Origin of the sequence: Bacillus sp. SIMBA_154, from assembly GCF_046536015.1 — a bacterium.
In the GTDB taxonomy this organism is placed as follows: Bacteria; Bacillota; Bacilli; order Bacillales; family Bacillaceae; genus Bacillus; species Bacillus pumilus_P.
Window position 1 is genome coordinate 14,346 of the sequence record NZ_JAWJBV010000004.1, and the last position, 19,850, is coordinate 34,195.

Here is a 19,850-nt window from a genome sequence, read left to right on the forward strand (position 1 = left end):
TTTTTTTATGTCATCGTGAGAGGGATTTTGATCACGAGCCGAAAATTTGGAGAACGGTAAGTGAAATCAAGCGTACCGTCTGCTTTTTCAACAAGCTGATGGATGATATAAGTCCCCATTCCTTGGTGATCGCCGCCTTTTGTGGAACGGCCAAAAGTTTTGAACAAATGATCTAATACGTGTTTCTCCATTCCTTTTGTGCTGTTTTCACAATGGATCAAAAATAGCCCGCTCCGTATAGAGGTCGTGACCGAGATGCTGCCCTCTTTCCCGGCTTGCTTCGCTTCAATTGCTGCATCAAGGGCATTGTCGAGCAGGTTGCCAGTAAAACTCACCTGATCAGCCTTAGAAAATGGAAGAGAAGAAAATGGTGCTTGAAGATCTACGGAAAGTGCAATGTTCTCTTTTTCAGCCCGCTGGAAAAAGGGATGAAGGGTTGAGGCCAGATAAGCGTTTTCCCCTTTGATCCAAGGGAAATGTTTGACGTATTGTTGAATCAAATCCTTGATATCATGCTCGTCTTTCGACGCGGAAAAGGCATTTAAATGTCTGGCTGTTTCATGATGTTTACTGCGCAGCTCAAGCAGCAATTCATTGGTTCTCGATTCTGCGTTTGTCAGCTCTTGAAGCCGTCCGTTTAACCGGCGCTCCGTCTGCATCATCGTCAATGTAAGGAGATCTGCTGTGATCATGATCATGAAAGCCAAAAGATGGCCCAGCCCATTCCCTTGAGTCAGAAAAAGAGAAAGCCCTGCGCAGGTGATCAGCACAAAAGCGCCTAATATCACGTATCCACTGATACTAGGCCAAAACCTTTTGTACATGAAGAATGTATAAAGACAAATGACACAAAAGGTGAGGAGCCACAAAACCACTGACGTCACCGGAAGAAAAGCTTCAGCAGTTGCTTGAAACGCAAGACCTAACCATATGAGAGCATATATGCGGAATCCAAGATAGTAAGCGTTCACGTTCGTTCTCCTTAAAAGTAGTATTTCTTAAAGTATTCTAATTGCTGCTTGGTCATCATGGCCTTTTTATCAGTGCCTTCAAAAGACACGACAAATGAATTTTTGGCATACGCCGAAAAGTTTTTAATGTAATGAATATTGATGATAAACGAGCGATGGGAACGGATAAAATCCTTCTCAGCTAAATCGCCCTTTAACTCGTTTAATGTCTGGTACGTTTGGATATCTCCTGTTGTTGTGACAATGGTCGTTGATCGGCCGGTTCGTTCAACAAAAATGACATCCTTCTTCTGCAGCACATGGATATCTGACTGCTGCTTGATGAGAAGCCGTCCATGAATGCTTTTCTCCTGCTTGGTTGACATGTAGCGCTCTAAGGATTTGGCGATTCGATCGGCGTGGTATGGCTTCATAATATAATCATGTACATTCAAATCAAACGCATGGACCGCATATCCGCTGTTTCCTGTCACAAATACAACATCGACATTCAGTGCGTGAGAGTGAATGAGGTCCGCTAATTCATAGCCGGACATTCCAGGCATTTCAATGTCTGCAAACAACAGATCAATGTCTCCCTGTTTGACCTTCTCGTATGCATCCTCTGCTGACTGCGTGACAAAGACAATGTCAACAGCCTCCATTCTGCCGAGAATGGCGTGCAGCTTTTCTAAGTCCACTCGGTAATCATCGACAAGACCTACTTTTATCATAAAAATCACCTATGACCATTCTTATTATTTGTCTATTTTACCATTTGTTTTTTTAAAATCGATCATTTCAAGACAGAAAAAGGACGTTTCGCGACATTTTTATGTCAGGCAGGCATCATTTTTTCTATCATAGACTTAGAAAGACGAAAGGGGCGAACCAAATGATTACTCTCAGCGATTGCAGCTGCTGGTTTAAAGATAAGAAAAAAGTCGTGAAGGCGATGAAGCATATGACGTTCTCCGTGAAGGAAGGGGAAGTCGTTGGCATCCTAGGAGAAAATGGTGCAGGAAAAACCACATTATTGCGCGCCGTTGCGACTTTATTAGAGCCTACTCATGGAACCGTGAATGTTGCGGGCTTTGATACAGTAAAAGAAGCAACAGAAGTGAAGAAACGAATTGGTGTCTTATTTGGCGGAGAGACGGGGCTTTACGACCGTTTGACGGCTCGAGAAAACCTTGAATACTTTGGGAAATTATATGGCTTAGATCAGCATGAAATCAAAGCAAGAATAGAGGATTTAGCAAAGCGGTTCGGAATGAGACAATATATGGATCGCAAGGTGAAAGGATTCTCACGGGGGATGAAACAAAAGGTGGCGATTGCCAGAACATTGATTCATGATCCTGACATTATCTTATTTGATGAACCGACAACAGGCTTAGACATCACGTCAAGTAATATTTTCAGAGATTTTATTCATCAGCTTAAACAGCAAAATAAAACCATCCTATTTTCAAGCCACATCATGGAAGAAGTCAGTCTGCTTTGTGACAGTGTCATGATGATTCATCAAGGAGAGCTTGTGTACAAAGGAACACTTCCAGAATTATACGCACAGGAACAAAGTGAAGACTTGAACTATATCTTTATGTCGAAGCTCGCAAGGGGGATTTCATAATGTGGAAAACCGTATTTTTAAAAGAAATGACAGATGCGTTAAGGGACCGGAAAACGCTCCTCTTAACAGTGCTGATACCCCTTTTGACGATGCTTGGACTAGTGTTCTTCTATGAAAGCATGATCGCAGATCCAGGGGATGAAACCTATACGGTCGCAGTCAATGAAAAGCTTCCATCCGAAATGAATCAAATGATCAAAGAGGTCAAAAACATTCATCTTGAAACATTTGATGACCCGCAGCAAGCTGTCAAGGACGGTGAGGCAAATGCTTACCTTGAAATGCCGAAAGAGGCTGACGAAATGCTTCAGCATCAAGAATCATTTGCAATTAAAATCCATGGGTATACAACGGACGATGATTCGGTCATAGCGGTTCAAATGCTGCAATCATTGCTGGAGCAGTACCAAAACCAAGTGGTGGAAAAGCGTTTAGCAAACGATCAGATCAACACGTCCGTTATTCATCCGTTTGAGGTACAGTCCGTTGATGTAGAAGAAGGCGAAGAAGGGGAAAACGGAATGACCGCTATGCTTTTGTCGATTCTCCTTCCTATGATTTTAGTAACTTCCGTCATCTCAGGCGCTTTGCCAGCTGCGCTTGATATTGTAGCGGGTGAAAAAGACCGAAAATCGATTGAAGCATTGTTCCTGACACCTGCCAGCAGACTCCAGATTCTCATAGGAAAATGGCTTGCTGTCTCCATGTTCGGTATTTTAAGTGGAATTGTGGCGATCGGCATGCTGCTTCTATCCACGCTGCTTTTTACAGAAAAGCTAAAACAAGCACTGAACTTTGGTGATCAAATGTGGAGCATTATCGGCGTCATGTTTGCGGCGTTAATCATCTTCTCATTCATGGTATCGATGATTGAACTGCTGCTCAGTGTGGTTTCAGGCTCAGTCAAAGAAGCACAGTCGTACATGTCCATGATCATTACACTAGGTGTGATCCCAATGTTCTTTACCATGAGAGCAGGTGCTACGCAGCTAGATACGTATTACTTTGCTGTCCCATTCCTTAATATTCACGCACTATGCAAACAAATGATGTTTGGGATCATTGATCCAATGTCGATTGCACTCACCCTAGGCTCTACTGCGCTCGTTGTGGTTATCTTATTTGTGGCCGTTAGAGTCATGTTTATGAAAGAAAAATGGATGCTTGCCAAATAAAGAAACGCCCTCTATCATAGAGGGCGTTTTCAGGTGAATGCCGATCACCGTATTTTTCAGTTTAAGAAACCGAATTGATCCAAGTTCTCTAAATAAAATTGAAAATACTCGTCATGAATATCAACTGGATATTCTTCTAACCCATTTTCAATAATTGCACCTACAATTAAAGCATTTATATATCTATTAAGCTTTTCACAACTATCTCTTACGGTAAATTCTGAGACATATAATCCATCTTTACTTTCTAAAATGATATCAATTCTTCTACCTTCTTGTTCATCAAGCAATAAGTGATTATACTCCCATTCTTTGACTCTCTTGGGGTTTAAGGGATGTTCACGATTATCAAGTATTTCTTCACGATGATTCTTTTTTTCCTCATCTGAAAACAATTGAATCAATAGACTCGGATCATCAATGACAAAACATTTATATATCTTAGTATATTCAAAGTGATCATCATTTACTAAATCTAAAATTTTTGTTTTTGAAAATTCTCTAGCTTTAAATTTAGACGTTATCATCTCAGCAACTCGTTCTTTAGTAAAAATCAATTGATCTTTTTTATATAAATACTGTTTATATAGCTTTTCGTAATTATACATTATTCACCTCTATTAATTATTTAACAGGACCTCCGTAGAATGAATGAGCTTTTGGAGTTCTTTTATAGGGATGCCAGTGATAATAATGCCCTTTCTTGGGCTTATTTTTGTATTTATCTACTTCATTTATTGGTTTACCACTTCGATTAGCTCCAGCTGCAACACCTTTTGCCTGATTAGAAGAAATAGACCAAATATCCTTTTTTGACTTCATTCTAGCGATTGCTTTCGATTTACTTAGTCCTTTTCCAACATATACTCCGCCGTTTTTGATAACAGCTTGAAAATGATTATATTTTTTTTGTTTTTAGACCTACAGTTCCTGCAACAACAATCACCGCACCAGTATGAAATAAAGCAGTCATAACACTACCTTAAAAAATGATTTAATTTCATGGTAAATTTTATCTTTGATGTGGTTACTAATTCTAGCATAATAACAATGATAAAAAGTTTAAAATTACCTTAAAATGAGCATATAGAACCTTTTTTTGAATATTTTATTAAAATGGAATTATTTATATTTCGAAGAGTTTTATTAAGGAATATTTAAATAGAAAAAAAGAGTTGGTGAATGAAAATGATGGTTTACTTTTATAATGAGTTAGGAAAGAAGCTAGATTTATAATATAGTTCAATAGAAATAAAGAATGAGGAGTACATTTTTTTACTTCGAGTTTACATTTCATCTTTAACACAAATAAGCAGAAAAAAATCTTAAGTACAAAAAAGAATAATCAGGATTGAATATCTCTTAGTGATCAAGCTAAAGAAATCGAACACTGATTATAGAAAGAAATGTTGTCAAGGGTAAGATAACTTGACTATATTCTCGTTTTTTATGATAGAGGGGGTTCGCGTTCGCCAAACCAGATTATAAATCATAACAAAAAACCCCCGGCATCGGGGGTTTTTTTGTTAGTTCTTGATGAATTTTTCAACTAATGAGCTTGTTTTGTAATCGTTCAAATCAAGTTTCCATTGGTCGATGTCATTTTTCTTCATGTTAACTTCTACTGTTTCTTCAGAAGATGATGGTCCTAATTTTTTAAACTCTTCTGGGTAGATCGAGAGTAAATATTTTTGTGCATCATCGTAAGACGCTGTACGGTTTTTGCTGTAGAACTCAGTTGCTTTCTCTTTCAAACGATCGACAAGCGGACTTGCATCAATTGGTGTAAGGGTCACAGTCACGATTGCTTTATCACCACTGATGGCTTTTGTTTTTGTTGATACTTTTGCTTTTTCAGCTAATGTTTCTTTCACAGCTTTTAGAAGCTTATCAAGGTTTTCGTCTTTCGCTGCGCTAGATGAAATACCAGATGAGGAGATATAGCCCTGTTTGAATGATTTATCAAATTCGTTCACAACTGTTGATTTGTTATCACCAGTTAATTTTTCGAAATCGTCGTTTTTCTTACCAAAAATCATGACATCAATATAAGAAGAAAGAGCTTTTGCAGATGCTTGAAGTGTATCTGCTTTTTTCATTAAGTCTTTTCCTTTAATATCGAATTCTAGTGTTTTATCATCTTTTTTCGATCCAGTACTAGGCTCTGTGTAAACAAGTTGATAGTCTTTGTCTTTATCAACAACATAGAAAAGACCGCCTTTTGATACTTTTCCTGCATTTAGAGAACTTGTAGATAATACTTCGTTGTAGTCATCTGGAGAGATGGTAGACACCTGTGCGTCATCTTGGTAAAGCGTAAAGTTGCTTTTATCAACATTAAGAGGCTCTTTGCTGATGTTTTTCACAGATACGTTCACTTTTAGCACATACTGATCGTCTTGTACAGATGTATCGTATTGAGGTGGTAATGTGTACTCAGCACTTTCTACCTTTATTTCTGCTGCATCAAGGGATTTTTTTGTATCGTTTTCTTTCGCACCTGTTTTGTCTTTTCCACCACTACAAGCAGCAGCGACAACAGTTACACACAAAATTAGAAGAAACAGGGATAATTTCTTTTTAAACATGACATGTTTTCCTCCTCGGGTTTATGGTGAATTTCATTGGAAAGCTTTAGTTCATATCGTTCTTTTTGCACAAAAAGAAAAATACTGTATGTTTTTTACTGTTGAATGAAGCGAAAGTACTGTCAATCCCTTAGTGCGTTTCGAAGGTTGATCAGCTTCAAGTAGTAAAAATGACACTAAGTTGAGAGGAGAAACTTGTATTTTATTGTTTGTTATCTCCTGTAAAAACTCAACATTTTATATTTTAAGGTTTTGAGTCGGATTATTGAATAGGTTCAAATGACTGTTTTTGAAGAAGTTGCATCAATTAGAAGGATTTTTATTCCTTGTAAATGAGTCTATGGTAATGAATATTTTTTCCTGCTATGTGTATGATTGCATGGTTTGTGTGTTGTTGACAGAGAGACACATGTCCAGCGAAATCTTGAGATGTATAGACAGGCTGTCGACACTGAACGTGCTTTTTCATGTCAAAATGGCAGTCATCTACACAGAAATGCCACATAAAATAAAAGAGAAATGAGAAGGAGGTGGATGTATGGCAGTGGTAAGAGCGACAAGCTCTGATATTGATTTAATGGCCAGACTGCTAAGAGCGGAAGCAGAAGGTGAAGGGAAGCAAGGGATGCTGCTTGTAGGAAATGTAGGCATCAATCGTTTGCGTGCCAACTGTTCTGACTTTAAAGGGCTGCGTACGATTCCACAAATGATTTATCAGGAGCATGCGTTTGAAGCGGTCACGCACGGTTACTTTTATCAGCGGGCACGAGAAACTGAAAAAGCACTTGCGCGGAGGAATATCAACGGAGAACGATTTTGGCCTGCGAAATTCAGCCTTTGGTATTTTAAACCGCCTGGAAATTGTCCACCTACTTGGTACAATCAGCCGTTTGTGGCAAGGTATAAGTCGCATTGTTTTTATCAGCCAACAGCTGAAACGTGTGAAAATGTCTATAACACCTTTTAGATTGATGAACAGCACAATCCTCTTTGAACGAATACAGGGGGGTTGTGTTTTTCTTTTTTTCAAAATGGGTAACCATTGTGTATTAACAAGGTGAAGCACGTGATTGGAGGAAATGAAGATGTATCAAGATTTAAAAGGGAAAACAGCCATTGTCACAGGTTCCTCAAAAGGAATTGGACAAGCAATCGCATTGCGGTTTGGACAAGAGCAAATGAATGTGGTTGTGAACTATAAAGGCGATGAAGATGGAGCTGAAGAGACAGTACAAGCCATTCAGCAGCATGGAGGTCAAGCGGTGAAAGTACATGCCGATGTCTCCAAAGAGGAAGGGATTCAAGCCATAATGGATACGGTACTGGAACATTTCAGTACAGTGGATGTGTTCGTCAATAATTCAGGTTTTAACGGCGAAGAAGCGATGCCGCATGAGATGACACTGGACCAATGGCAAAAAGTTATTGATGTGAATATCACAGGCTCATTTTTAGGAGCAAAGGCTGCAATTTCCTATATGATGGAGCATGACATCAAAGGATCGGTTTTAAATATATCCAGCGTACATCAGGAGATTCCGCGCCCGTTCAATGTTCATTATTCCACTTCAAAAGGCGGAATGAATATGTTGACGAAGACGCTGGCTCTTGATTATGCTGAAGCGGGTATTCGGGTCAATGCGATTGCACCAGGTACAATGGCAACCGAATCGAATGATGATTTGCAGGATGAACAGAAAAAACAAAAGCAGCTCGAGAAGATTCCGATGAGGGCCTTTGGTGATCCGAAGGAGATTGGGTCCGCCGCTGCTTTCCTCGTATCCAAAGAAGCTGCCTATATCACAGGCACCACATTATTTGTGGATGGAGGAATGACGCTTTATCCTTCTCAAATGAATGATTAATAGAAAAACATCCGTCCGATTAGCCGGCGGATGTTTTTTGTTCGTAGCGGTGTGCTGCTTTGGCTGGTTTGCCGAGCAGCATAGGATACTTGCTCAGGAAGGAAATGCATGGCACCATGAGCAGCAATGTGCCGATCGTATAAAAGAGTGTCCAAGAGAGCTGCGCTGTATCAGAAATATTGATGCCAAGTCCATAATAAACAAATGCTTTCATGATATCGATGCCGGCAAACTGCAAGACGAGAATGACAATGGAATTTCGTCCGAGATACGTCAAAATAGGGGATGTTTTCAATTTGAAGCTTAAATAAATAACAGCAGCTGAACCGAGCAGTGCACATACATAGAAAATGAATAGATCGCCATAGTCGTTAACGCGCATATCGATCCGAGAATTATAGCTTTGCATGTAAGCCGTCAGCACAAGCAGACCAGTGCATAGCAGAAGAGTTGGATCTGTTTTTAATTCCACAAACCATTGCTTTGCCAAAAATCCAATCGAATAAAACACAACAGCCGTCAAGGCAACATTGGCATTCCAAGGAAGACTTTGATCTAAAAGAAAAGTAGAAGCATATCCAGCACCCCCGCAAAGAACAGTCAGTAAAATCAAGGCGGCGGGTTTTCCTTTTGTCAGGCGGTGCATAAAGAAAAATAAGATTTCCACTAAAAAGAGTGTCGTTAAAAACCAGATCGCTGGGTTATGTGTCAGCCTTGCTTCATCTGCATTGGATATGAAAATACCTGTAAATGGAACGAAGGGATCAATATCCGTTTGCCCCTTGAATGCGAAAAAACGGGTAACGGAGAACCAGAAAACATACGTAATGATGGAGAAATAGAGATACGGTAAGAGTAAGCTTTTGGCTTTCTTCTGAATAAATGACAGAGCAGGGCGTGAGGATGATCTAAACATCATGCCTGATAGTAAAAAGAAAAGCGGCATATGAAAAGAGTAAATGAATTGCTTTAACGAATCTGGAATGGGCACATGCGCCATGACCACCAGCAGAATGCCGATTCCTTTTGCTGCATCTACCCAATCGAGTCTTTTTTTCATTTCCTATCATCTCCTTCCCTCTCAGCATCGTAAACCGTTCATTCAATCTGTACCTCTACTATATAAAAGGTACACCTTTCATGCGTTTACAGTTCGCTAACGATTAGAAGACACATTTGCGATCAGATGACAGACGGAAGGATTTTGACATCTCTATGTTACAATTCCCATTTTTTATGACAATGTAAAAAAGAAGCCAAGAGGATTGGCTTCAAAATAGTTGTGCTATTCGCTTGAAGGAGCGCTGTTTTTCTAGTGGATCAAATGAATTGTTCAAAATCATGATCTCATCCGTTTGATAGCGATCCATTAAGATTTGTAATTGCTCTTTCACTGTTTGCTTCGAGCCAACAATCATTCGCCGGCGGTTTTGTAACACTTTTTTCTTTTCCTGTGCGGTGTAGTGATATTCAGCTGCTTCTTCTAAAGAAGGAACGCGGCTATCGAGTCCCTTTTCAACACGAAGCAGCCATAAATCTGTACTCCTGGCGATCCGGTCGGCCTCCTCATCTGTTTCACTGCAGATCACAAAGACAGCAAACATAGATTGAGGCTGGCTGGAAAAAACAGACGGAGAAAAGTGTGGCCGATACGTCTCAAATGCTTGCTTGCCGCGCGCAGGGTGGATAAAGTGGCCAAAAATATAGTTGATGCCAAGCTCCGCAGCCTGCTTTGCACTATTTTCTCCTAGTCCAAGCAGCCAAACCGGCGGATGAGAATCAACAAGCGGAGCCGCTTTTACCCCTGCATGCGGATGACCGGAAGGCAGACTGTCTGATAAGTAAAAAAGCAGATCCTTCAGCTGGCGGTCAAACTGAGACAGATCTTTATTCACGCCGTCCGTCAAAGCGAGTCTCGTCCTTTCAATCCCGCCTGGAGATTTGCCGACACCAATCTCAATTCGTCCAGGATAAAGAGCTTCAAGCTGACGCGTGACCTCTGCTACTTTAAAAGGACTGTACTGCGGAAGTAAAATACCGCCAGACCCTGTACGCAAGGTCGATGTATGAGCCGCAATATGAGCCATTAATATTTCAGGCGCTGTACTAGCGAGCCCTCTTGTGCTGTGGTGTTCAGCGAACCAATAGCGCTCATACCCAAGTGTTTCTGCAAGCTGAGCCAGCTGCGTTGTGTGAATCAATGTTTCCTGCGCTGTCTGCCCCTTAGGAATGGCGACTTGATCTAATATATGAAGTGATGGCATCATCAACATCCTTTCATCAACACGTTGAATGTTCTCTATTCACAAGTATAAAGAAATAGATGGATGGAAGGAAACGAAAGGGTTTATCCTCCAAACGAATGCATTTATATTTTCTATATCAACATATGAAACCTTGCCCACACTTCCGTTCATCAGTAAAGACTGTTTACCGGGAGCATTCGACAATGTTTCACATGAAACACTTCGTTTACGACATGGATATTTCTTTAAAAAAATATTATGTTGTTGAAACCTATCATGAACATAGATCGTATATACTAGTAAATAGAAAAAAGAGTAAGAGGCTCCAATGTCATTTCATGAATTTTGTCGAATTTTCATGTATGATGATTTTAATAGGGTCCATCGCTTAATAAATAGATTTTTATTATGCTTGAGGAGTGATTGATTTGGCGATTACATTAGAAAAAGGTCAACGTATTGATTTAACAAAAGGGAAAGCAGGACTAACGAATATTCTGGTTGGACTTGGCTGGGACCCTGTATCACAAGGCGGCGGTTTTTTAGGAAAGCTGTTTGGCGGCGGAGGCGGCGCTGATATTGATTGTGACGCTTCAGTACTGATGCTGAAAAATGATAAGTTTGTTGAAAATAAAGATTTGATTTATTTTGGCAACTTGAAAAGCAAATGCGGCAGTGTCGAGCATACAGGTGACAACCTGACAGGAGAAGGAGACGGAGATGATGAACAAGTCCTCGTCAACTTAAGCAAGGTGCCGGGCAATGTGAATAAATTGGTGTTTGTCGTGAACATCTATGATGCCCTTAGAAGAAACCAACACTTTGGTATGATTCAGAATGCTTACATTCGCATCGTTGATCGTTCAAACAATCAAGAATTAGTGAAATATAATTTGAAAGATGAGTATGCAGGAAAAACCTCATTAATCGTGGGAGAGCTTTATCGTCACGAGAATGATTGGAAGTTTGCGGCTGTTGGAAATGGTACAAATGATGCGAAGCTAGCCGATATTACGAGAAATTACATTTAACCAGAAGGGAGAGGTTCCTAGTGGGAATTTCTTTAGCGAAAGGTCAAAAAATTGATTTAACAAAAACGAATCCAGGTTTAACAAAAGTGGTAGTAGGTCTTGGCTGGGACGTAAATAAGTATGACGGCGGACAAGACTTTGATCTAGACGCAAGTGTATTCCTTTTAGATGCGGCAGGTAAAGCGAGCTCTCCATCTGACTTTGTCTTTTACAATCAAACAACTGGCGGAGGCGGCAGTGTCGTACATACAGGCGATAACCGCACTGGAGAAGGAGACGGAGATGACGAGCAGGTCAATGTCGACCTTTCAGCTGTGCCAGCGAGTGTTGAGAAGATTTCATTTGTCATTACGATTCATGATGCAGAAGCACGCAGTCAAAATTTCGGACAAGTGTCTAACGCATATGTACGTATTTTAAATGCGGCATCGAATGAAGAGCTCGTTCGTTATGATTTGGCAGAGGACTTCTCAATAGAGACGGCCATTATTGTAGGTGAATTATACCGTCATGGCGGGGAATGGAAGTTCTCAGCTGTCGGATCGGGCTATCAAGGCGGACTTGCACGTATTGCAACGGACTTCGGCTTAGATATCGGGTAACGACTGGTTTTCATATTTTCAAAGACAGGAGAGAAACGAATATGGCGATTCAGCTTTCAAAAGGACAACGTGTCGATTTAACAAAAACCAACCCAGGGCTGACAAAAGTGATGATCGGACTTGGCTGGGATACGAATAAATATTCTGGCGGAGCCGAATTTGATTTGGACGCTTCGGCTTTCTTAGTGGATGCAAACAATCGTTGTCAGCAAGATACAGACTTTGTGTTCTATAATAATCTTCAGCATCCGAGCGGCAGTGTCACTCATACAGGTGATAACCGGACGGGTGAAGGAGATGGAGATGACGAGCAAATTCTCGTTGATTTCTCGAAAATTCCTGCTAACATTGATCGTATCGGAATTACAGTTACGATCCATGATGCAGAGACGCGCAGCCAGAATTTTGGACAAGTCTCAAATGCATTTGTTCGTGTTGTAAATGAAGAGGGCGGGGAAGAATTGATTCGCTTTGATTTAGGGGAAGACTTCTCAATTGAAACAGCTGTCGTGGTGTGTGAATTGTACCGCCACGAAAGCGATTGGAAGTTTAACGCAATCGGAAGCGGATTCTCTGGCGGACTTGCAGCTCTTTGTCAAAATTATGGGTTAGAAGTGTAAATAAGAGAAACAAATCAATTCGAGAGGCGCTGCCAATGACTCATATAAGGGCCTTTTCCAAAGTGAGAAAGAAAACAGCGATCAAGAATAGCAGCAGGCGAAAGCCTGCTGATGCTTCTACACTTATAGGAGGAAAACCAGTTGGACATTTTGAAACATATGTTGGACACGTATGCCTCGTTTTTTGATTGGCATATGTGGGCAGAGGTATTATCAGACCCTGTCTCTTGGGGGCTCATCGGGACCCTTGTTGTGCTTGAAGGATTGTTATCAGCAGATAACGCACTTGTGTTAGCGGTCATGGTGAAACATTTACCAGAAAAACAGCGTAAAAAGGCATTAACCTACGGATTAATTGGCGCTTATTTCTTCCGTTTTCTATTCATTGGCGTAGGGATGCTGCTGATTAAGTTCTGGTGGATTAAGGTTCTAGGAGCTGCATACTTAGCTTGGCTTGTCATTAAGCACTTCTGGTTAGGTGATGGAGATGACGAAGCGAAGGAATTGAAAAAAGAAGGCTGGATGATTCGTGTATTTGGTGTCTTCTGGGCAACCGTTATTTCTGTAGAAATTATGGACCTTGCCTTCTCGGTTGACAGTATCCTTGCTGCATTCGCTGTATCTGAGGAAGTATGGATTCTTCTATTAGGCGGAATGCTTGGCATTCTCATGATGCGTACAGTCGCACAGTTATTCCTTGTTCTCATTGACCGTATACCAGAGCTTGAGAATACAGCATTTATTCTCATTGGGATTATCGCAGCCAAAATGGCATTGAGTGCGGCTCATATTGAAATCCCGCATCTTGTATTTTTTGCGATTATTATCCTAGCCTTTATCGGAACGTTTATTGTTCATAAAATCAATAAGAAGAAACATCAAGATGTGACAAATGAAGCTGCGGCTTCAAAAGAAGAATAGGACGATCAAAAAGGAATGGAGTTGACTAGCGGCTCCATCCTTTTTTGAATCATCAAGTCATTTGTTCGATTTTCTCTAAACAACAGGAGGTGGCACAGCATGCGGTATTTTCGATTTTTATCAGAGGCGAGGCAGCACGATATTTTTTTCAAGCGGCCGGCGGCGATTCATTCAATGACGCCAAAGCATGTACTTGCGCATGCATTAGGTGCTACTTTGTATATGCCTGCGACAAGACAGGATGTAGCAGACATGCTGCTTTCGCAGAAATATGAAGCGCTTTGCTCTGTTGTGTTTTGTTTGGAGGATGCCATCGGTGATCAAGAAGTGGACATGGCCGAACAGAATGTAGTGGCACAATTGGCGAGTCTCAAGGAGAAATTAACTCATTTTCCTGAAACAGCTGAACATTTGCCGCTTTTATTTATTCGGGTGCGTTCGCCGAAGCAGCTGCTCAAAATGGCAGACTTGCTTGGTTCATCTCTTCATTTACTTACGGGTTTTGTGTTCCCGAAGTGTTCCGTTCATAATGCAAAGGCATATTTGGACAGCCTGAAACGGGCTTCGGCACAAACGAAGACGAAACTTTATGGAATGCCCATTTTGGAAACACCCGATTTATTAGAAAAAGAAACAAGATATGCGGTGTTGTCCGAGTTGAAGCAGATCATGCTGGGTGACGAGGAATATATTTTGAATATTCGCATTGGGGCAACAGATCTTTGTGGGTTATATGGCATTCGCCGTGATCGTGAGACCACTATCTATGAGATCAGACTCATTGCTGATTTGATCACAGATATCATCAATTATTTTGGCCGTTCTTTTGTGATATCTGGTGCTGTATGGGAACATTTTGGCCCGGCACGAAAAGAACAGAAGCCATTCATCCGTGCGCTCTCTAAGGGCGTGGAGTCTTTTTCATCTGAGTTCGATCCTGTACAAGGCTTACTCAAGGAGACAAGGCTGGATGTGGCAAACGGCATACATGGAAAGACAGTGATTCATCCAACACATCTTAAGCCAGTTCAAAGCATGTACGTTGTGACAAAGGAAGAGTACATGGATGCATTAAGCATTTTGGAATATGCAGATGGCACAGTTGGCGTGATGAAGAGTGTATTCTCTAATAAGATGAATGAAACGAAGCCGCATTATCGTTGGGCAGAGCACATTTTAATTAAGTCAGACATTTACGGGGTGTTTCATGAAAATAGAAGCTATATCGACATACTCACAGAAGCAGAAGCTTCATACGCTGAACATCTTGGAACATATGGAGGTTGACCTTGACCTCAAAGAAGGTGCGCTTCAGCTGGAAAAAGAGCATCTTTTTGAAATGGCGGCAAGGGTGAATAAAAAACGAGCCTTTTTATTTGTTAGTAAGGTGCTCGGTAAACATATTCCCGTTCATCCAGTGAAGCCGCTCCTTGTCTCTGGTCTTTTGGCAATGGCTTATGCCAAAGAGCAAACGGGCAAGACGCCCCTGCATCAAGACCGTCTAGTAGAGTCACTTAAGACGGATGACCACGCGACGTTAACAGAAGCCTATGAAGCGCTCAAAAAAGAGAAGCTTTCGGCAGGCAAACAGCCTATCGTGATCGGTTTTGCTGAAACGGCAACAGCACTTGGTCATGGTGTGTTTGACGTGATAGAAGGAGCATCTTACATTCATACGACACGTGAACAGCTGCTAGATTTTGATCCTGCATTGGTATTTGAAGAAGAGCATTCGCATGCAACAGATCAGCTTTGTTATGCAGACGAAGCATTACTTCGTACAGACCGCCCCATTGTGTTAGTAGATGATGAAGTCACGACAGGCCGCACAAATATCAACATCATTCGGGACCTTCATGCAAAGTACCCGCGGAATTCTTATACCATTCTTTCCATTTTGGATTGGCGGACAGAGGAGCACGAGGAAGCCATGCTTCAGCTTCAAGAAGAGCTTGGTATTCACATCACAGCATTGTCTTTATTAAGAGGACAGATGGTCTTTCGGGGCAAAACACTAGATGAGCCTGCTTATTCATATGAGATTACTGAACAAGAGAATAGACCAGATCTCTCTTTTCATTCCCTTCAATCTTTCTTTAGGCAAGTTCCATATTCACTTTCTCATGCAACAAATTTGGCTGGTCATACGCCATATATACATGAAACAGGTCGTTTCGGTTTAAACGAAGCGGATACGGACGCCATCGATCAAGCAGCTGCTGAGGCTGGGCTGAAACTAAAGAAGGAGCGGAAAGGGAAACTGACACTCTGTTTAGGAACAGGCGAGCTGATGTATGTGCCGATGAGACTTGCAGCACATATGGGGGATGGCGTTCTTTTTCATTCAACGACGAGAAGCCCGATCCATCCGGTCGAAAAGGATGGATATGCTGTTCAGAATGGGTTTGCGTTTATGAGTCCAGAGGATGCTCGAATTCAGCACTACGTGTACAACATACCAAAAGATCAATACGATGATGTATTTCTCTTTTTCGAGAAAAAGGTCTCTCAGGGGGCATTGCTTCCGCTTGTTCACTTATTTGCCGAGCGGCATGTGAAGCATGTGCATATTGTGACTTTATCAGACGAGGTGAAGGTGAATGGCTAATGTGTATACAAAAATGGGAAGCTATCCAGAGCAGGATGTAACCTTCTTACTCAAGGATTTATCATCAATTGAGATGGAGAAAAGTACAGAGGAGCGAGAACGTTCTATTCAGAGCGGTGCGCATTATTCAGAAATGCTGCCAATTGAATATAAACCAACGCCATCTTATATGACCTTATTCTATCAATCTCTAGAAGAAAGTAAGCAAAAGGTAGCAGAAGCAGTAGCGGTTGTGGCAGAACAAATTGTGAAAAAGCGAGGCTTCCAAACCGTACTTTGCAGCTTGGCGCGGGCTGGGACACCGATCGGGGTGCTTATCAAACGATATATTCGCAAGACGTATGGTCTCGATCTACCTCATTACAGCATCTCTATTATTCGAGACCGAGGAATAGACGAGAATGCGCTGCATTATATGCTCAAAGAACATCCAGGCTTTGAGATTGCCTTTATTGATGGCTGGACCGGAAAAGGTGCTATTTCCAAAGAGCTTCAAAAAGCTGTGATTGATTTTGAACATAAATATGAGATTCGTCTTTCTAGTGAGCTGGCTGTGCTGGCTGATCCTGGCTATTGTACCAATGTATACGGAACAAGGGAGGACTTCCTCATTCCAAGTGCCTGCCTGAATTCGACGGTGTCAGGGCTTGTTAGTCGAACGGTATTAAACAACCGCTGGATCAATGCCGATGATTTCCATGGAGCCAAATATTACGAAGAGCTGCTGGATGAGGACGTGTCCAATCTGTATGTGGATACGATTGAAGAAGCATTTTCTTGTCTCGGACCAAATGTAAAAGAAAAAGCAGAGACCATTCTCGCGCAAGGGACGCCTGGTGACTGGCGGGGGATGACATCTATTGAAGCAATCGGTCAGGAATTCGGAATTGAAAATACACATTTGATTAAGCCGGGTGTTGGTGAGACGACCCGTGTGCTGCTCAGAAGAATCCCTTGGAAAATCCTGATTCAGCCTGGGTCTCAGGAGAAGCTTAAGCATATTTTGCTTTTGGCAGAGGACAGAGGCGTTCCAGTCATTGAATATGCGAATATGTCTTACACGTGCTGCGGATTAATTCGCCCAATGGAGCAATCGTCATGAAGAAATGTGCGTTTGCCAGTGATTTAGACCGGACGCTGATATACTCACATCGAATGCTTGAACAGTATGCGTATGAGGGATCATATGATTTAGTTGAGGTATTGGATGAACGGCCGCTTTCCTATATGTCTGTTGAAACGAAAAAAACCTTACAGATGATTCATCAAACAGGCTGGTTCATCCCAGTGACGACAAGAACGACTGCACAATATGAACGGATCACCTTCTTTCAACAAGAGCTCAAACCGGAGTATGCCGTCACGACAAATGGCGGCTGTATCCTTCATCATGGCAAGCCGCTTGAGGATTGGCAGGTCATTGTTGATGAGAGACTCAGAGAGTGTATGCCAGTTAGAGATATGCTGCGGGCCATCTCTGAACTTCCGGTTGCCGCATGGGTCAAGCGCACCCGGACAGCAGAGGGAAGATTTCTTTATTTGATCATGAAGGACGAGCATCTTTCTCACATTCCGCTTGCTGAATTGAAGCTGTGGGGCGATGAGAGAGGCTGGCAGGTTTCACTTCAGGGCCGGAAGCTCTATTTTATCCCACAGCCGCTCAATAAGTGGGCTGCTGTTGCTTTTCTAAAGGAAAGGCTACAGCTTGAATACGTATATGGTGCGGGCGATTCCTTGTTAGATGCAGATCTCATTCGTCAGGCGGATACGGGCTTTGCCCCAAGGCATGGGGAAGTTCTCGACTTTGACCCATCACTTGAGCCGACAGCAGCATCTGGCATGGCTGCGGCAGATGAAATCACCGCTTGTGTCATAAAGCAGATGACCACTGCAAAAAAGCCTTCAATTCGATAGCAGAAGTAGAAGGCTGAATGATATGATAGTAGTAGCTTTCGAGAAAATATAGGAGAAAGGAAGGAGCGGCGTGAGCTATAAAGAAATCAATGTTACCCATACACGGGCGGAGCAGGAAGCCTGGAAAAACGTGCTGAAAAAGCCGCTCCCTGAACGAGACGGCTATGTAAAGGACGAGCATACGTTATCCTTGCCGCATCTCGCCGCCCGGGTCCTTGGAACTCCGCATGATGCAACCGATTATTTTATTTATTTACATGAATTATATGAAACAGACGGCATGCATATTTTAAGTGAATCACTTAATCGTCATATTGAGCCGGAGCATTTTCAAGCTCTTCAACGAATTCATTTGATTAACCAAGAAGAAAAGGGATTGTCCGTGAATCGCTTTGTGGCTTTTTTAGATGGCGAACAGCTGATTGTACGCCATCCAAACCCTGTAATGAACCGGCATATCCGCCTTTCATTGATCAAGGTGTTTGAGCATTTCAAGCAGCTGCATGAGGGCGGATTTCAGCATCCCGATTTCCGCCGCGTCCTACTAGATGTGGTGAAGTTTTCAAATAACCATCTAGGACCATGGCTGAAGGAAGTAAATGTAGAAGAAAAAATGCCGGCAGTCATTTGGTATGGAGAGGCGAATAAAAGTCAGCTTTATTTTCTTTACTATGTCATGCTGATTGGCTGTGATGTTGTGCTATTTCATCCGGAAGGCAAGGATCCGTTCCGCGAATTAGATCCAGAAGAAAAGCTGACTTTTATTGATCAGTATCCGGGGACTTCAAAGCTTGAGCCGTTCCCCACTGAAAAGCCTGAGAGAAAATCAACGGTGGCGTACCGCTCGACAAGAGAGCTTGAAGAGGTGCTTCACACAGAAGATTCAATGCTGTATAAGCCGTGGCAATTCAGAGATCATACACCTCATTCCATTACGTTAAAGACAACGTATGACGAGCTGTTTTTAATTGCGAAAGAACGATCTTTTATCCGCCCTAATTTCAAAGCAGACCGGGACACAATACAGATTCCGAATCTTTTTGCGAAAATGATGGGGGTCACGCGAGACAAGCGTGAATACTGGGACCGTATCCATACATTAATGGAGGGGAAAGAGACGAAGATCATTCACCATTTCCCTTTTACGAAAGAAGTGTCTTCGAATTATCAATTTCATTATCAGCATGCACTTTCTCCTGTGGGAGAGATTGATCCTGAATTATTAATGAAAAGCAATGTGTGGCAGTTTTCTCATTTATATGAGGGCACGCAGCGTGCGATGGCAGAGGCGATATCTCGAATCTGTCAGCATCCGAAGCTAATAAAAGAAGGCCAAGAGACCGAATTAGATATTCGTATTTATTTATTCAAGCAGGTTCTGCATATTAGCCAGGATCTCATTGAACTCATTCAAACCTTTGATTATGCACAAACCGTACCGAAAGTGATTTTATACCATACGGAATACAATGGTGAGCTGACTCGTTCTGATGCGGCTGCCCTGATTTTTCTGAATGAAATGGGTGTGGATCTCTTCGTGTATCATCCGGCGGGATATCAGTGTATAGAGCGGTATATAGATGACCAATTATTTGATATACATTGGCTCGATGAAATGGTCATGAACCAGGAGTTTAAAGAGCCGTCCATCGTCAGAAAGTTATTTCAATCCATTAAAAACCGATAAGGAGATC

The 19,850-nt window shown here is 41.8% G+C and carries 20 protein-coding genes; 13 read left to right on the plus strand and 7 right to left on the minus strand.

Features of this window, described 5'->3' with window-relative positions:
* Positions 1-5: 5 nt before the first annotated feature.
* Complete coding sequence (locus tag R0K30_RS08640; protein ID WP_099726155.1) at positions 6-971, minus strand: sensor histidine kinase; 966 nt, start codon at positions 969-971, stop codon at positions 6-8.
* Positions 972-982: 11 nt separating this feature from the next.
* Positions 983-1,684, minus strand: a complete 702-nt coding sequence (locus tag R0K30_RS08645; RefSeq protein ID WP_099726154.1) for a LytR/AlgR family response regulator transcription factor — start codon at positions 1,682-1,684, stop codon at positions 983-985.
* A gap of 161 nt (positions 1,685-1,845) precedes the next feature.
* Here R0K30_RS08645 and R0K30_RS08650 point away from each other — a divergent pair, with 161 nt between their 5' ends.
* Positions 1,846-2,586, plus strand: a complete 741-nt coding sequence (locus R0K30_RS08650) for an ATP-binding cassette domain-containing protein (RefSeq protein WP_034320560.1) — start codon at positions 1,846-1,848, stop codon at positions 2,584-2,586.
* Positions 2,586-3,761, plus strand: coding sequence for an ABC transporter permease (locus tag R0K30_RS08655; RefSeq protein WP_099726153.1), 1,176 nt, complete (start codon positions 2,586-2,588; stop codon positions 3,759-3,761). The genes R0K30_RS08650 and R0K30_RS08655 overlap by 1 nt, the downstream gene beginning before the upstream one ends.
* A gap of 56 nt (positions 3,762-3,817) precedes the next feature.
* Here R0K30_RS08655 and R0K30_RS08660 read toward each other — a convergent pair whose 3' ends face one another.
* The 3 genes from R0K30_RS08660 to R0K30_RS08670 all read right to left on the minus strand — a co-directional run bounded on the left by R0K30_RS08660 (position 3,818) and on the right by R0K30_RS08670 (position 6,349).
* Complete coding sequence (locus tag R0K30_RS08660; RefSeq protein ID WP_099726152.1) at positions 3,818-4,369, minus strand: hypothetical protein; 552 nt, start codon at positions 4,367-4,369, stop codon at positions 3,818-3,820.
* Between the two features lie 16 nt (positions 4,370-4,385).
* Positions 4,386-4,583, minus strand: a complete 198-nt coding sequence (locus R0K30_RS08665) for a hypothetical protein (RefSeq protein ID WP_099726151.1) — start codon at positions 4,581-4,583, stop codon at positions 4,386-4,388.
* A gap of 704 nt (positions 4,584-5,287) precedes the next feature.
* Positions 5,288-6,349, minus strand: a complete 1,062-nt coding sequence (locus tag R0K30_RS08670) for a DUF4352 domain-containing protein (RefSeq protein ID WP_099726150.1) — start codon at positions 6,347-6,349, stop codon at positions 5,288-5,290.
* A 538-nt stretch (positions 6,350-6,887) separates the two neighbouring features.
* Here R0K30_RS08670 and R0K30_RS08675 point away from each other — a divergent pair.
* Positions 6,888-7,316: a cell wall hydrolase gene (locus R0K30_RS08675; protein WP_099726149.1), complete on the plus strand. Its 429-nt coding sequence runs from the start codon at positions 6,888-6,890 to the stop codon at positions 7,314-7,316.
* 118 nt (positions 7,317-7,434) lie between these two features.
* On the plus strand, positions 7,435-8,214 hold the full coding sequence (locus R0K30_RS08680) for a glucose 1-dehydrogenase (RefSeq protein WP_410610139.1): 780 nt from the start codon (positions 7,435-7,437) through the stop codon (positions 8,212-8,214).
* A 19-nt stretch (positions 8,215-8,233) separates the two neighbouring features.
* Here the strand turns inward: R0K30_RS08680 and R0K30_RS08685 are convergent, their stop codons facing one another.
* Both R0K30_RS08685 and R0K30_RS08690 read right to left on the minus strand, forming a co-directional pair.
* Positions 8,234-9,274 (minus strand): acyltransferase family protein, encoded by a 1,041-nt coding sequence (locus R0K30_RS08685; protein WP_410610142.1) that lies wholly within the window; start codon positions 9,272-9,274, stop codon positions 8,234-8,236.
* Positions 9,275-9,485: 211 nt separating this feature from the next.
* Positions 9,486-10,478, minus strand: a complete 993-nt coding sequence (locus R0K30_RS08690; RefSeq protein ID WP_410610144.1) for an LLM class flavin-dependent oxidoreductase — start codon at positions 10,476-10,478, stop codon at positions 9,486-9,488.
* A 410-nt stretch (positions 10,479-10,888) separates the two neighbouring features.
* Between R0K30_RS08690 and R0K30_RS08695 the strand changes: the two genes are divergently transcribed.
* The 9 genes from R0K30_RS08695 to R0K30_RS08735 all read left to right on the plus strand — a co-directional run bounded on the left by R0K30_RS08695 (position 10,889) and on the right by R0K30_RS08735 (position 19,843).
* Positions 10,889-11,491 (plus strand): TerD family protein, encoded by a 603-nt coding sequence (locus R0K30_RS08695; RefSeq protein WP_034320581.1) that lies wholly within the window; start codon positions 10,889-10,891, stop codon positions 11,489-11,491.
* A gap of 20 nt (positions 11,492-11,511) precedes the next feature.
* On the plus strand, positions 11,512-12,093 hold the full coding sequence (locus R0K30_RS08700; protein WP_410610147.1) for a TerD family protein: 582 nt from the start codon (positions 11,512-11,514) through the stop codon (positions 12,091-12,093).
* A 41-nt stretch (positions 12,094-12,134) separates the two neighbouring features.
* Positions 12,135-12,713, plus strand: a complete 579-nt coding sequence (locus tag R0K30_RS08705; protein ID WP_003216935.1) for a TerD family protein — start codon at positions 12,135-12,137, stop codon at positions 12,711-12,713.
* A gap of 141 nt (positions 12,714-12,854) precedes the next feature.
* Positions 12,855-13,634, plus strand: coding sequence for a TerC family protein (locus R0K30_RS08710; RefSeq protein WP_034320586.1), 780 nt, complete (start codon positions 12,855-12,857; stop codon positions 13,632-13,634).
* A gap of 99 nt (positions 13,635-13,733) precedes the next feature.
* Positions 13,734-14,921 (plus strand): HpcH/HpaI aldolase/citrate lyase family protein, encoded by a 1,188-nt coding sequence (locus R0K30_RS08715; protein ID WP_099726144.1) that lies wholly within the window; start codon positions 13,734-13,736, stop codon positions 14,919-14,921.
* Positions 14,911-16,242, plus strand: coding sequence for a phosphoribosyltransferase family protein (locus R0K30_RS08720; RefSeq protein ID WP_410610313.1), 1,332 nt, complete (start codon positions 14,911-14,913; stop codon positions 16,240-16,242). Before R0K30_RS08715 ends, R0K30_RS08720 begins: the two co-directional genes overlap by 11 nt.
* On the plus strand, positions 16,235-17,344 hold the full coding sequence (locus tag R0K30_RS08725; protein WP_256499272.1) for a cysteine protease StiP family protein: 1,110 nt from the start codon (positions 16,235-16,237) through the stop codon (positions 17,342-17,344). Before R0K30_RS08720 ends, R0K30_RS08725 begins: the two co-directional genes overlap by 8 nt.
* Positions 17,341-18,156 carry an HAD family hydrolase gene (locus R0K30_RS08730; RefSeq protein ID WP_410610151.1) on the plus strand — a complete coding sequence of 272 codons (816 nt, stop codon included), beginning with the start codon at positions 17,341-17,343 and terminating at the stop codon, positions 18,154-18,156. Before R0K30_RS08725 ends, R0K30_RS08730 begins: the two co-directional genes overlap by 4 nt.
* A 70-nt stretch (positions 18,157-18,226) precedes the next feature.
* Positions 18,227-19,843: a YceG family protein gene (locus tag R0K30_RS08735; protein ID WP_256499274.1), complete on the plus strand. Its 1,617-nt coding sequence runs from the start codon at positions 18,227-18,229 to the stop codon at positions 19,841-19,843.
* The last annotated feature ends 7 nt before the right edge of the window (positions 19,844-19,850 follow it).